The 14,362-nt window shown below is 30.2% G+C and carries 12 protein-coding genes; 1 reads left to right on the plus strand and 11 read right to left on the minus strand.

Features of this window, described 5'->3' with window-relative positions; all coding sequences use genetic code 11:
- Positions 1-77: 77 nt before the first annotated feature.
- From OC535_RS06890 to OC535_RS06915, 6 genes are read right to left on the minus strand one after another with little or no spacing between them, the layout of a single operon-like run.
- On the minus strand, positions 78-1,820 hold the full coding sequence (locus tag OC535_RS06890) for a fructose-bisphosphatase class III (RefSeq protein ID WP_024721986.1): 1,743 nt from the start codon (positions 1,818-1,820) through the stop codon (positions 78-80).
- 55 nt (positions 1,821-1,875) lie between these two features.
- Entirely contained in the window at positions 1,876-3,126 is a 1,251-nt protein-coding gene (locus OC535_RS06895) for a zinc-binding dehydrogenase (protein ID WP_024721985.1), read from the minus strand.
- 14 nt (positions 3,127-3,140) lie between these two features.
- Positions 3,141-4,070, minus strand: coding sequence for a 1-phosphofructokinase (pfkB, locus tag OC535_RS06900; RefSeq protein WP_498823470.1), 930 nt, complete (start codon positions 4,068-4,070; stop codon positions 3,141-3,143).
- 2 nt (positions 4,071-4,072) lie between these two features.
- A complete protein-coding gene (locus tag OC535_RS06905; RefSeq protein ID WP_051409487.1) occupies positions 4,073-4,780 on the minus strand; it encodes a PTS mannitol transporter subunit IIA in 708 nt (235 codons plus the stop codon).
- A 3-nt stretch (positions 4,781-4,783) separates the two neighbouring features.
- Complete coding sequence (locus OC535_RS06910; protein WP_227053210.1) at positions 4,784-6,817, minus strand: BglG family transcription antiterminator; 2,034 nt, start codon at positions 6,815-6,817, stop codon at positions 4,784-4,786.
- Positions 6,818-6,829: 12 nt separating this feature from the next.
- Complete coding sequence (locus OC535_RS06915; RefSeq protein WP_498823471.1) at positions 6,830-8,182, minus strand: PTS mannitol transporter subunit IIBC; 1,353 nt, start codon at positions 8,180-8,182, stop codon at positions 6,830-6,832.
- A gap of 340 nt (positions 8,183-8,522) precedes the next feature.
- Here OC535_RS06915 and OC535_RS06920 point away from each other — a divergent pair, with 340 nt between their 5' ends.
- Complete coding sequence (locus tag OC535_RS06920) at positions 8,523-8,957, plus strand: hypothetical protein (protein WP_024721981.1); 435 nt, start codon at positions 8,523-8,525, stop codon at positions 8,955-8,957.
- Positions 8,958-9,092: 135 nt separating this feature from the next.
- Here OC535_RS06920 and tnpA read toward each other — a convergent pair whose 3' ends face one another.
- From tnpA to pssD, 5 genes are all read right to left on the minus strand, one after another.
- Positions 9,093-9,605 (minus strand): IS200/IS605 family transposase, encoded by a 513-nt coding sequence (tnpA, locus tag OC535_RS06925; protein WP_024722880.1) that lies wholly within the window; start codon positions 9,603-9,605, stop codon positions 9,093-9,095.
- 221 nt (positions 9,606-9,826) lie between these two features.
- Positions 9,827-10,537, minus strand: coding sequence for a hypothetical protein (locus tag OC535_RS06930; RefSeq protein WP_227053211.1), 711 nt, complete (start codon positions 10,535-10,537; stop codon positions 9,827-9,829).
- A 93-nt stretch (positions 10,538-10,630) separates the two neighbouring features.
- Positions 10,631-11,413, minus strand: coding sequence for a glycosyltransferase family 2 protein (locus tag OC535_RS06935; protein WP_024721979.1), 783 nt, complete (start codon positions 11,411-11,413; stop codon positions 10,631-10,633).
- Between the two features lie 10 nt (positions 11,414-11,423).
- A complete protein-coding gene (gene pssE / locus OC535_RS06940) occupies positions 11,424-11,900 on the minus strand; it encodes a PssE/Cps14G family polysaccharide biosynthesis glycosyltransferase (RefSeq protein WP_498823472.1) in 477 nt (158 codons plus the stop codon).
- Entirely contained in the window at positions 11,900-14,362 is a 2,463-nt protein-coding gene (pssD, locus tag OC535_RS06945; RefSeq protein WP_498823473.1) for a PssD/Cps14F family polysaccharide biosynthesis glycosyltransferase, read from the minus strand. The genes pssE and pssD overlap by 1 nt, the downstream gene beginning before the upstream one ends.

Here is a 14,362-nt window from a genome sequence, read left to right on the forward strand (position 1 = left end):
AGTTTATAACCTATTTTAATCCTTTTTTTACAAAATTTCATCATTTTTTAATTAAAATGACACTCTAAAAGTGTCATTTAATTTTTACATCGATAAATTTTTAATAGTTTATTTAAATCTTCGATCCGTTCACTTATTTCAAGTCCTTTTTTAGTATCTTTAATCAATTCCTGAATTTGGCGTGTATAGATGATTTGAGAATCATATTCCATATCATTATTAATATTAAAACTATATTCTTGATTAATTAAATGTGTTTTTAAACGCATTCCATGACTATTTGAAATCAAAGTATATCCAGCTACACCTGTTTTTCCCTGATACTGTAAACAAAAACCACCATCAATTACTACACAATGATTATTTCCTTTCAATGGGTTTTCACCATCTTTGACCTTAACTGGTGTATGTCCGTTAATAATCATACTTACAGGATCATGTAAATTAAATTCGGATAGAATCTTTAAACAAATTTTTTCATCATTGATATAATGATAATATGGATCTTTAACTTCTTCTTGAGGATCATCTAAAACAATCTTTCGACCACATAGTGGCGATTTCTTTCCACACCACAAATACCAAAAATAATCAATTATTTCTGGTTGGGGATCATTGAAAGCTTGATGAATTTTATGATCAACTTCATCGAAATATTTTCGTCCTGCCAATTTTTGACCAAAACAATCATGAATATAAAAATCGCCCTTTTCATCTAATGGTACGCATCCATGAAGCAAGAGATTATGATTAGTCTTTAAATATAATGAACCATGTTCATAAATAAATTTTATGTGCTTTTTTAAACGCTTGCTACTAGCAAAGCTCTTTTTTAAATCATCAATAATAAATAATTCCATTTTGTCTAATGGCTGAGTATCTGGGTGACTAACACGATAAGTCATTTGCCATTGGGGATAATTATTAATCAGTCTAGTTTCAAGTTTATTTAATATTTTCATTACTAACTTTTCCATCGCCTCCAAATAATTAATATCTGGATAACACTGGCTGGCATGCATCATCAAAATTCTTAATGGAATCCCATAGCTTTTTTCTAAAAGGTCAATATTTCGATATTTAAGACAATTTTTAACTACCGTCATAATACAAGCTAAATTTCCTAGATAAGCCCCCATCCACAAAATATCATGATTTCCCCATTGAATATCAACTCGCTTATACTTTATTAAATCATCGATAATTTTATCTGGTTCTTTGCCACGATCAAAAATATCCCCTAATATATGCAGCTGATCAACTGCAAAATGTTTAATAATTTTAGTCAGACTTTCAATAAAATAATCTTGTTCACCAAGCTCAATGATTGAATCAATAATATGGAGATGATAAACATACTGCTGATCCATTTCATCGAGTTGTGCGTGTAATAATTCATCAATAATTTCTGAATACTCGTTATTAATATTATGCCGAACTTTACTGCGTGTATACTTAGATGTAATATAACGTGCTAATCTAATTAAACGTAAAATAGATTCTTTATACCATTGTTGATCAAAATTTTTAGCAGCTAATAATTTTCGAGGATAATAAACAAGATAACATAGTTCATTGATCTGCTGTGAAGTTATTTCCTGACTAAAAAGCAAGTTGACTTTTTCTTTGATTACGCCTGAACAGTTATTCATTAAATGTTTAAATAATTTATATTCTCCATGTAAATCAGAAATGTAATGTTCTGTCCCTTTAGGTAAGTTCAGTATTGCTTTAAGATTAATTATTTCTTTGCAAATAGCTTGAATCGTTGGATAGTCTTTAGCTAAAGAAGACAAATATTTTTCATCGATACTTAGCATAATATCTCCTTTATTTAAATAGGCTTATATCTTTGATATAAGCCTATGCGTATGATTATTTATAATAGTTTAATAAGATTTTTTCTGCTTCACTGTTCCATAAGCCTTTAGTTTTCTTAGTTGCCTGGGCTAATTGTTTAAATAAATCATTTGTTTTTCCCAATTCTTCAAAATCATCAATTGCTGTTAAAGGCATTTCAATATGAGTATAAATCAATTTTTTACCCCCTGGAATATTTGGTAGATTTTTAGTAGTTTCAGCAACAGCATCTAAACCACCGATATGCGTAATCATTACGGCACTATTGATCAATCCTTTGGCATCTTTATCAATAGCTTCTTTCATATCATCAATCGTTCCCCCAGTACTTCCTAAAATACGATGTCTTGAATAATGGCAATTGTATAAATTCATATTGGCTGAGAAATTAGGATCTGTTGGTCCAGCAAATAAGTTTAAATTACCGTCATAAGCCAATAATTCATCTCCTAATTCAGAAACTGCTTTATTAGGAATATAAACGAAAACATCATCATAACCTTTTCCGTCAGTAAGTGCTAATAATTCTTCTTTTTGATTTTCCATATTTGCGGTATTGACATAATGTAATTCAACACCATGTGCAGCAGCTTCTTCAACTGAGATAACTTCTTTAGCACGAGCAATTCTTTCATCAGAAATTTCTGTAACAACTACACGTTTAGGTTTATTTTCATAAGTTAAAGCATAACTTACAGCACCTAATCCCATTGGTCCACATCCACCTAAAATTAAAATATTACCGCCTTCTTTAGTTCCCATTACATGATCATAACATCCAGGAACCGTATGATAATGAGTATGGAATCCTGAAATGACACAGCACATTGGTTCAGCTACAGATGCTGCAAAATAACTATCGCCTTCAAAAGTCCATAAACAGTCCGCTTCAATGATATCATTTGGGAAAATACAGTATTGTGTATCTCCTCCACACCATTGATAAGAATATCCTGGTGATTCCATTTGACCAGGAATTGCTGGCTGTTGTGCAAATTTTTGCCCTGGTTTAAATTTATCTTGCCATTTTTTTCCAACCTTTACGATATCTCCAGCAAATTCATGTCCAATAATAATTGGATTATCGTAAACATCATTAGGTACTCGTTTATGATTAGCACCTTGTTTAATAGTTTTATATGTTGACATACAGATACTATCTGAAACTACTTTTACTAAAATTTCATCATCTTTAATTTCTGGTAATTCAAATTCTTCTAATCGTACATCATCTACACCATATAAGCGTACCGCTTTTGTTTTCATTTTCTCTCTCTCCTCTATCTAAAATCAATTTCGACTTCTTTCATTAACATCTCGACAACACTGCGACTTGGTGCTTTTGTTCCCTTAGTCATTACAGCTCCAGCTGAAGTAGCAACTGCTAATTTGATCAATGGAATTAATTCTAAATCTTCGCTAATTCCATATGCAAGAGCTCCAACCATTGAATCTCCAGCCCCAACAGCTGAATGGGCTATTATATTTAAACCTTTTACATATGCTGTTTCTTCATTAGTGATAAAGATTGCTCCTCTTGATCCTAATGAAATAACAACTGTTTCTATTCCTTTATATAATAATTTTTTCGCATGACTTACTAACTCAACATCATTAACTTCTTCAGATATTCCAAAGTATTTACATAATTCATACTTATTTGGTTTAATCAAAGTCGGAGAAGCTTTTATTCCCTGGGTAAATAGATCCCCATCGGCATCTAAAATAACTTTCGCCCCTTTAGCTTTGATCATCGTAATTAATTCTTGATAAATAGTTACTGGTACGCCACTAGGCACACTTCCAGCTAAAACAACAATATCATTTGGCTTAACCATTTCTATTAGATCTTCTTTTAAATAACGTAGATCACTTTCACTAATTTGATCTCCCGTATCATTTAATTCGGTTAAGTTCATATCACGATCTAGAACCTTTAAGTTGATTCTAGTATTACCTTCTACATGTCTGAATTTATATTCTAATCCTAAACTATCTAATTTATCCTCAATCCACTTTCCGTTACTACCAGCAACAAAACCTGTACAAATAGATTTTCCGCCTAATTCTTTGATTGCTTTAGAAACATTGATACCTTTTCCACCAACATCAAGAATAATATTATTTAAACGATTTAATCCATTAGGAATCATTTTTTCTACATGTGCTGTTTTATCAATAGCAGGATTTAAAGTTACTGTAATTATCATGATTATTCTCCTTTTGTTAAAACATCATATATACGATCAATATCTTTACATGCTACTAACTCATCAACAGTACTCATATCACTTAATTTTAAAGCAATATTTGTAAGAATTTCCATGTGATCATCACCTTTAGCAGCAATTCCAATTACAATTCGGGCTTTATTACCATTCCAATTAATCCCATCTGGATAGATCATTACTGCAATTCCAGTATTTTTAACATAGTCTTTGACATCATATTCACCATGAGGAATAGCAAGATCGTTACCAATATAAGTAGTTAAGTCATGATCACGATTTAACATTCCCTGGATATATGGTTCTTCAATATATCCTTTATCCTTAAGCAGTTTTCCTACTGCAATAATTGCTTCATCACTAGTTGTTGATTTACAATCTAAAACGATTGATTCTTTGGCTAAAATACTATTGTTGTCCATCATTTCATTTATCTCCTTCGCTATTTGTTGAAGTCTTTGATCATCTAAGAAGTTATCTATGGCATATACTTTTAAAAATCGGTATTGATTCTTTATAGAATTTATTAATGCTCTTTGTGAGATTACAACATTACAGTCATAGGGAATTTCGTATATTGCACAGTTAGAGACTTTTACGTCAATGGAAACAAATTTTTTTAGTAGGCTGGCACCCAATGCACTAGATCCCATTCCGGCATCACAGGCAAAATATACGTTAATTCTAGACATCTGTTATTCCTCCTCTTTAATTACATTAATAATAAATTTTTGTAGAACATCATTAAATATATCAGCAAGATTTTCTTGGTTACTTTTTGCTAGATTATCCAAGAAGTTATCATCTTCAATTAACATCGCTGAAACATGTGACATTAGTCTTTTTTGAATTTGTGTAGCTTTGCTAGGTAATAGCATTAATAAAACTACTCTGATATTATCTAATTCCTTATTTACAAAAGTTTTTTGATCAGGCTTTAAAATTTTTATTATACATTGATTAATTAAATCTGTTGTTGTGTGTAATAAGGCAAAGCCAAATGAGTTATAAATATTACTTCCCTTACTTTCACGTTCTTTTATTTGCGTCACTAAGATTGGATCATTAGATACTTGTTGACATAATGTCAAAATTACGTTTTCTTTATTAGCGTTATTGGGGATGCTGGTAATTGTCAGATTATCAATTAAGTGTTTGATATTATCTAATATTTCAATTAGATTGATTGACGGGTATTGTTTATTAGTGGTTATGGGTTTTTGTTGCCGTTTATTTTTAATAGCTTCAATTACATTTGCAACATCATTTTGATTAAGTATAGGGCTAACGATTATGGCTTCTTTAATTGCAAAAGTTGAAATTAATAATTCACAGTTATTATTATTTATCTCACTAATTGATAATGGGACAAGATTGACATTTTTATCAACGATTCGTTTTAATCTTGCTACTAGTAAAGCAGAAATACCAATACCACTGCTGCAAACGATCCCTACATTAATCGGGCGTTCTACCTGATTTAACTTGTTGCGCTCGATTGCTGCAGCAAAGTGTAAGACTAAGTAGCCAATTTCATCTTCATTTAATGTATAGTTATATGTTTCTTCAAAGACTTTACAAGCTTTTTGCGTAATTTCGAATATTTCTTGATAACTTTCTTTAATTTGTTCTAACATTGGATTATAAATTGGTAAATTATATTCTAAGCGAACCATTGCTGGCTCAAGATGAGCTGCAAGGCTTTGGTACAATTCATAATCACTATATAAATTTATCTGATACTCATTAAAAACATTTAACATTGCCATAATGAGATCATGATATTGTTCAACTTGATTTTCATCATCTTTAATAATTGCTGATTTAGCACTTTGAAGATGAATAGCTACAAAAGCACATTCAGTATCTTCAATGGTAATATCAAAAGCTTTTGCTAAATAATCAACCATTATTTGAGCATTTTGATAAGCTTTACGATCATTAATTAAATTAAATATCGCCCGATTATCTTGTAATGCTTCACCTTGTTTAATTCGGTTGATGGCAATCATTAAGTGTATCAATAAGCCCATGTACGAGCTTTTTGCCATATTATCTAAATTGAGTTCTTCATGATGCGTTTTAAAGACCTCTAATATAATTTTTAATACATCATAATCTAATAGTTTATTCATATTCGAATTTTTAGTAACTGAAATTTGATTGATTACATCTTGGATGTTATAGCGATCGAAGTCAACATTCATAATATGATGCTGTACCGTATTGTTGATAATTGTTGAAATGGCTCTACGAATCTCTGACTCATCAGCTTCTAAACCAACTCCGTATCCGGGTCTTCGAATCATCTTTATATCATATTTAGCAAAGAATTTTTCTAAATCATCAAGATCATGAGAAATCGTTGCTTCAGATACTTGAAACTTATTACTATAGTAATAAAGTTTCTGGATTTCATTAGCATGTAATAATTCCAAACAAAGCAACTCTTGGCGTTCTTCTTTATCCATGTAATCAATTTTTGATCCCTGAATATCCATTATTAGATTTTGTTTTGCTTCTTCTGTTCCTGATATTAAGATTCCTTTTCCCTTTTTTGAAAGGATTTTTAAATTCATTTTTTGTAAAGAGTTTTTTAATTGAGATAGTTCTCGCATAATTGTTCGAGTACTAATGTTTAGTTGATCTGATATTTCTTGATAAGTGATGTAATCATCTCTTAATAAACATATTGATAAAATTTTTGCTTCACGAGATGAATACATCATCTTTACCTCCAATTATTTTAATTTATTAACTATTTCATCATATTCGCTGCCACCCATAAAATTAGTAATTGGGAAGACTACAACGTTTGGTAAATCTCCTTTTACCCGACTGACCAACGATTCATGAGTTACAACTACTTCTGTATCTTTGGGAATATCATTGATTGCATAATGTGGCACATCGACATCAATACCTGCTGCTTTTAATTTCTTTGTAAGTAAAGCAGCTCCCATTGCACTTGATCCCATTCCAGCATCACAGGCAAAGACGATCTTGCGTAATTGATTATATGCAATTTCACTTTTTGTTCCCTTCATTTCTTGAACTTGAGTTTTTGTTGTTTCTAAATCAGCATCATTGTTTTTATTTCTTTTTAAAATAATTGATGCAATGACCATAGAAACGGCAGTTGCTGCAATTACACTTAAAATTACCCCGATATAACTGCTTCCTTTACACATTCCTAAAATAGCGATGATACTTCCTGGAGAAGCTGGAGAAACTAATCCTGAATCAAAGATTACATTAACTAAGACACCTGTTGCCCCACCGGCAATAGCCGCTAAAATCAAAGCTGGACTCATTAAGATATATGGGAAGTAAATTTCATGGATACCTCCAAAGAAATGAATTATTGCTGCTCCTGGTGCTGATGATTTGGCACTACCTTTTCCAAAGAAGCAATACGCTAATAAAATTCCTAATCCTGGTCCTGGATTTGCTTCAATCAAGAAGAAAACTGATTTTCCTGTATCTAATACATCTTGAATACCTATTGGTGAAAAAATACCATGATTAATTGCATTGTTCAAAAATAACACTTTTGCTGGTTCAATAATAATTGATACCAGAGGAAGTAATCCATGTTCAACAAAGAAATTAACTCCGGCAGTTAAACCATCGTTTAATGCTAAACATGCAGGATTAATTGCAAAACATCCTAGAATCGCTAAAAAGAATCCTAAAATTCCTGCTGAGAAGTTATTGACTAACATCTCAAATCCTTGTGGTGTTCTATCCTTTAATAATTCATCTAATTTTTTAATTAACCAAGCTCCAAGTGGTCCAGCAATCATTGCTCCAATAAACATTGGAATTGGTGCTCCTACAAGAACTCCAATCGTCATGATTGCTCCAACTGTAGCCCCTCGTTGTCCATAGACATTGTGCCCACCAGTGTATCCTATCAAGATAGGTAATAAATACTTATTCATTGGCTCAATTAGAGTTGCTAGGGTTTCATTAGGTAACCAACCATCTTCCATAAAAAATGATGTTATCAGTCCCCATGCAATGAATACAGCAATATTGGGCATAACCATTGCACTTAAGGCGCGTCCGAATTTCTGTAATTTTTCTTTCATCGTTTTTTCCTTTCCTTTCCTCTTTACAACTCTTACTATACATGCCAATTAAAGCGTTTTCAATTTAATGAAAATGAAGTTTGTCACTTGTATAAAACGACAAAATTTAAGAGTCTTGGTAGGCTTATTGTTTGACAATTTTTTACTTTTTTGCTCATATCATTTTTTTGCTATCTTTTATTATACGATAGTTACAAATAGTTGAGAACAACTTTATTTACTTAATCAAAAATCACCTAAATTATTAGCCATAAATCTGACAAAAATTTTAGTTAATTTACTTTTTTGCTCTTTTAAGATATAATATATTTTATAGTAAGTATAAAGGATGGAGTATAGGATGAAAAATTTTGGGAAATTATTATTAACATTATTATTATGCTTTAGTGTTGTTGGATGTTCTAATAGCAAAAGTACAGAAAACATTACTAAAGAATTAAAAGAAGCTGGATATACTATTAAATATAATAGCGATGAGTATACCACCGTTACAGTAAGTGAATCAAGTGGCGGAAAAGAAAAAAGTCAATATATTGGATATGTTGAAGATGATGCAATTTCATCTATTGCTTATATTGAACTACCTGAAGATTCAGAAAATTATGAAGATATGATAATTGGTTTTATCTATGCTAGTGAAGATAGTGATTCTGAAGTAACAGACACTGTTAAAGAAGCTGCTGAAAAAAAATTAAAAAAGCTTGATTTAACTATTGATGATTTAGCTAAGTACTTTTTAGATATCCATAAAGATAAAGGTGAATCGCTAAATTAAATAAAAACCACGCCTAAAAGACGTGGTTTTCTCTGAGGCTATAAGCCTTTGTTACTTGCTCGCGTCTCAAGGCGCTGCTTTCACTTCGCTCAAGCTATTGCTTTTGACTCTCGCTATCCCTCAAAGGGATTATTTTCATTTTTTTACTTTTTTCTTCTTAACTTCTTGTTTTTTCTTTTCTTCCTCTATTTCCTTATCCTCGAATGGATTTTGGTATTCCTTCACACTCAATTTGTCCATCGCAATATCATGTCGTTCCTGTTCCCTTATATACTTTGCGACTGTTGCATCATTCAATCCTACTGTACTCACATAATATCCTTCTGCCCAGAAATGTCTATTCCCATATTTATATTTTAAATTCGCATGTCTATCGAAAATCATTAATGCTGATTTTCCTTTCAAATATCCCATGAACTTTGATACACTTTCCTTTGGTGGAATCATTACTAACATATGTACATGATCAGACATTAAGTGCCCTTCGATTATTTCCACTCCTTTATATCTGCATAGCGTCCTTAAAATTTCACCTATATCTTTTCTTAGTTGATTATAAATCACTTTTCGTCTATACTTGGGTGTGAAGACGATGTGATATTTACACATCCACTTTGTATGTGCCAATGAATTTGCTTTTTGAGCCATACTTCTATCACCTTTCCTTTCATATATGATAGCTTGAACAACTTTAATATATATCGGAAAGGTGAATATTTGTATAACTTTTTTATCGCTCCACCCGCATAGCAGGTGGTTTTTTATTTCGCATACTTCGTATGCTCAACTGACTTAAGTCTATATATTCATACAAGTATGAATATTAAAATCATATAAAAAAAGACCTGCTGGTCTTTTTTTAATTATAATTAATCTTCAGGATAAGTAATAACAACTCTTGTTAAAACTCCTTTTTGATTCTCGGTAACCATTTCATATTTATAACCTTGATCATCACTATAATGTAAATGACCATCAGTATTTTGAGCAGGATCCCCTAGCATTTTAAATATATTTTTATGACTAGTAGTTTTACCATCCATTGCTAATTCTTCATCCTCATTGGTAATAAATACAATAGAATCTATACCATGATGATTTTCTTCTTCAGTAATAGTATCATAATCTAAAGTTATTTGTGTCACCTTACAATCAGCAACTGGTAAGTCCTCATCAGTATCGTTTTTATAACGAATCCCAAACCATTGCCAATCATCTTCAGAATCATCTAAATAAACTTTTAAGAAAGCAACCATCGATGATACACCACCAGCATTTAAATCAGGGGCTTCATCAACTGTTTTACCTGTATCACCTAATTCTACTTTTGTTCCTATTTTTTCTAAATATCTAACATATTCACCAACAGTCTCTGGCAAACATACATTTTCTTCCTCAATAGTAAAATACTTGATTAATCCATTTGATTCAGTAAACGGTCTTTCTTCTTTGGTAACCTTGTTGTCAGTAGTATTTGTTTGATTATCATCAGTACCTACATTTGAATCATCCTCACTACAAGATGTCAAACCAAACATCATAATTAGTGCTAAACTCACACTTAATACTTTCTTTAGCATAGATTATCTCCTTATTTTTTTCATATACAAAAGTATTATAGATTCTTTTTCCGATTTTATCTACTATTTTTACAAAAAATATTCAAAAATTTATTAATTATTACTATCTTCTGCCTTTACATAAAATCTATTAATTAGTTTTGATATAGCTTTAGGCCAAAATCTTTGGAACATTACTAAGTCTTCCTTTGTTCTAATTCTTTCATTAATAATTTCCGTTGTCGTTGATTCTTCATGAACGCGATGTCCCATTAATGGTTTATTAACAAAAGTAAATTTACCCTTTTTTAAAGAAAGTTTTTCCCAGGCAGACCAATCAACATTACAAACAAAATCACATTTAAAAATATCTTCTGTTTTAATATTATCTTTTATAAAAGTAACTGCTGGACAACTAATAGCATTACCGAAGCGAAGCGATAATCGTTTTCCAAACTTAGTTGAAGCTAATTTTCTGCTTTTAAGAGGTGATAAAAGTATTCTTTTAATTTTCAAATTTGTATTTGTATACACTTTACCCTCTGTTCTAATTTCATAATAATCACTAAATACGATTAAAGAATCTTGATTCTTTTGATAAGCTTTAACAATTTCATCTGAATATTCATAATCATAAATATCATCCTGGTGAGCAACTGTTGTTAATTTTGTTTTACCACAAGAAATTGCAAAATCAAAATCATAGCCAATTCCTTGACCAGGATTTGGATTTACTAATATCTTTAAAGAATATTTATTAGCAATGTTTTTAATAAAATCATTAGGCGTAGATGTAGCTATAACAACTTTACTAGAATATTTTTGATTTAATACTGATTTAATACAATCTTCTAAATATTCTGATTCTTTATATGCTAATACAACAAATGTATGCATGTTTTCCCTCCTAAATATTATTGATGAAAGTTACAATTTCATCAATAATTCCCTGTTTTTCTGTTTTATACTCTTTTGGTTCAAAAGTATGAGCTTGATTAACTACTTCGTCAAGTTTACTTAAATCATCACAAGGGATAATATAACCTTGTTTATTAAAACGCTCCATGATCTGTACCTGATGATCATTATTTTGTTCTTTATATTTACCTAATCTAGGTACAACGATTGTCCGTTTTTTTTGTTTTAGTGATGAAACAATTGCTCCAACCCCAGCATGAGTTATAACTAAATCCGCAATTTTAATTTGATGATTTAATTCCTCTTCACTGTAGTATTCTTGACAATTGATTCCTTGATATGTACCTTTTGTATACCCTAATTGAACATATACATCGTTTTCTTTAACAAATTTTGATTCCAAAATTGCATTTAATAAACGATCAAAGCGTTTATCCTGGGTTCCAAACATAACAAAAATTCTCATTATTTTAAACCTCCTCGATATTTAGCTTTTGGGTATAATTTCAACATGTCTTCCCACTGTACTAAAAATAAATCTGCTATTGGATATACTAACTTACCTGATAACGTTTTCGTTGTAATATTAGCAAAAGTTTCAATAAAAATCACTTTCTTACCAAACATTTTTGCAATATAACAAATTGGTACTGTTGTGTGGGCACCAGTAGCTATTACTAAATCTGGTTTAACTTTTAAATAAGCTTTAAAACTCTTAAAAATATTAATTGGAAAATTACATAAAAATTTAAATAAATGTTCTTTAGTTCCGGCAGGCATATACCAGGATCTCGATTTATTTGTCTTCTTATAATCTTGCATCATTTCATGATCTTCTGTAATTAAAAATGAATTATAGCGCTCCATCAATTCTTTTAACTCACATAGCTCACTAAAATGACCTCCTGCTGAAGATGTAAAAATAACTCGTGTTTTTAAATCATGGATATTAAAATTTTTAAATGCCTCTACCCATTGAGCTCTAACATTTTGATATGAAAACTGCTGAGCTTTTTTTATTGCATTTTCAGATATTTCTTTTGGCAATTGATTCAATATAGCGACTATCTTATTAGCCATGTCATCAATATTTCTATCTTTGATAATAAATCCATCTTTTTCATTATCAATTATATCCAGCGATCCTTTCGCACTATCAAATGACACACATGGTATCCCATAACTCATAGCCTCTAATAATACCAAACCAAAACTTTCATAATGAGACGTAGTAACAAACACATTAGTATCTTTCAATACTTTCTTTTTCTCTTCTCCTATGGTATTACCAAAAAAAGTTACTGCTTTACTTATTTTCAATTGATCTGCTAAAGCAACTAAATTATCTCTTTCTTCACCATCACCTAAAATATTAAGTTTTGCTTCAGGGACTTTTTTTAGTATTTTTTCAAAGACCCTTAGCATATCATCGTATCCTTTTTCTTTAGAAAGTCTACCCATCACAGTAACTTGTTTTGTATTTAAAGATGCTTTTTCGTCGGCAATTTCATCAATACATGGTGATAAGTATAGACATTGTGGTCCGGTTAAGTATTCCTTATAAAATTCATAGATTGATTTTGAAGGTGGTATAAATAGATCAAATTTTTTAACTGCTTTATATACTTTCTTGGCGTAATTGGGACTTCTATCGGGATGACAATGTTCCCAAGCAATCAACAATTTATTTTTTTGATATTTTGAAAAAGCTTTATTAAAAGCAAGCGTTGTTGAAACGATAATATCACCATCATTATCTTTAGCTGCCTGTTTTATTAAATTTCTTTTTTTCAATACCACTTTTAAAGCCTTAAAACCTTCTGTAATAATTTTTTTAATACTCTTATTTTTAAATGCAGATTTTAATTCTTCTTTATTCGGTTTTAAATCGTTAGAAAGATATGTAACTTTTACTCTTTCATCAATATAGAAAGAAGGTTTACACAATTCATAGACATTAACGATTTCGACATCATAGTCATCTACAAGCATATTTGCAAGAGAGCAAATAGCTTTTTCAATCCCACCTACTTTTAAATGTAATGATAAAATTGTTACTTTTTGTTTAGCACGATTGTGTTTATTAACAATTTTTTTATTAGTTCTTAAATAAGCAAAATTACAAGCCCAGTTTGCAGTTCTTTTTAATCGTTTTAATTTATGTTTAGAATGTTTAAAACATACTTGATGATAATATATTTGCGAATCTTTTAAAATTCTCATTTTACGATAACGATTAATATTTTTATCAATCGTTACTGCATGATTATGAATAATGTTAACATTATTTAATACACATACTTTTAACCCCGCTTTTTTTGCTGTAGCACATAAAATATCTTCTTCATAATATAGAAATGTTCCTTCATCAAAAAAACCAATTTTATCAATTACCTCTTTTTTCATTCCAAAAAAACAGCCTGAAACACAATCAACTGGTGAACTTACACCTATATAATGTCTTTTAGAATACTTGATTACATTTTTAAATAACCTATTTATTACAGGATAATTATCATAAATATCATAATTAACCGTTCTTTGTTTCCAGCCACGATTAATTTCACCGTGTTCACTGATCGTTGGTCCAAAAATTTGATACTCATTTAATGAATTCATATATGCTATAAAATCAATTAAATTACGTTTATCGACGATAATATCAGGATTGGCAATTATATAGTTATCATAATTATGTTCATACAAATATCTCAATCCAGCATTGTTACCAGCTGCATACCCTAAATTATTTTCTAAAGCAATTAATTTAATATTTTCTATTTTCTCTAATTGGCTTAAAGAATCATCTGTTGATCCATTATCAACTACTACAATTTGATTAACTACATCATAACTATTAATATCATTTACAAACTTAACTGTTTCCTCTGCATCATTATAATTTAAAACAACTATACCAGTTTTCAC

The organism is Clostridium sp. Marseille-Q5894 (assembly GCF_946902305.1).
Classification (GTDB): domain Bacteria; phylum Bacillota_I; class Bacilli_A; order Erysipelotrichales; family Coprobacillaceae; genus Thomasclavelia.

Coding starts and splice junctions, on each gene's coding strand:
- pssE (WP_498823472.1), bottom strand. CDS start 11,900: ATGAGAATTTTTGTTATGTTTGGAACCCAGGATAAACGCTTTGATCGT.
- OC535_RS06890 (WP_024721986.1), bottom strand. CDS start 1,820: ATGCTAAGTATCGATGAAAAATATTTGTCTTCTTTAGCTAAAGACTAT.
- OC535_RS06895 (WP_024721985.1), bottom strand. CDS start 3,126: ATGAAAACAAAAGCGGTACGCTTATATGGTGTAGATGATGTACGATTA.
- OC535_RS06915 (WP_498823471.1), bottom strand. CDS start 8,182: ATGAAAGAAAAATTACAGAAATTCGGACGCGCCTTAAGTGCAATGGTT.
- OC535_RS06905 (WP_051409487.1), bottom strand. CDS start 4,780: ATGTCTAGAATTAACGTATATTTTGCCTGTGATGCCGGAATGGGATCT.
- pfkB (WP_498823470.1), bottom strand. CDS start 4,070: ATGATAATTACAGTAACTTTAAATCCTGCTATTGATAAAACAGCACAT.
- OC535_RS06930 (WP_227053211.1), bottom strand. CDS start 10,537: ATGCTAAAGAAAGTATTAAGTGTGAGTTTAGCACTAATTATGATGTTT.
- OC535_RS06935 (WP_024721979.1), bottom strand. CDS start 11,413: ATGCATACATTTGTTGTATTAGCATATAAAGAATCAGAATATTTAGAA.
- tnpA (WP_024722880.1), bottom strand. CDS start 9,605: ATGGCTCAAAAAGCAAATTCATTGGCACATACAAAGTGGATGTGTAAA.
- OC535_RS06910 (WP_227053210.1), bottom strand. CDS start 6,817: ATGATGTATTCATCTCGTGAAGCAAAAATTTTATCAATATGTTTATTA.
- OC535_RS06920 (WP_024721981.1), top strand. CDS start 8,523: ATGAAAAATTTTGGGAAATTATTATTAACATTATTATTATGCTTTAGT.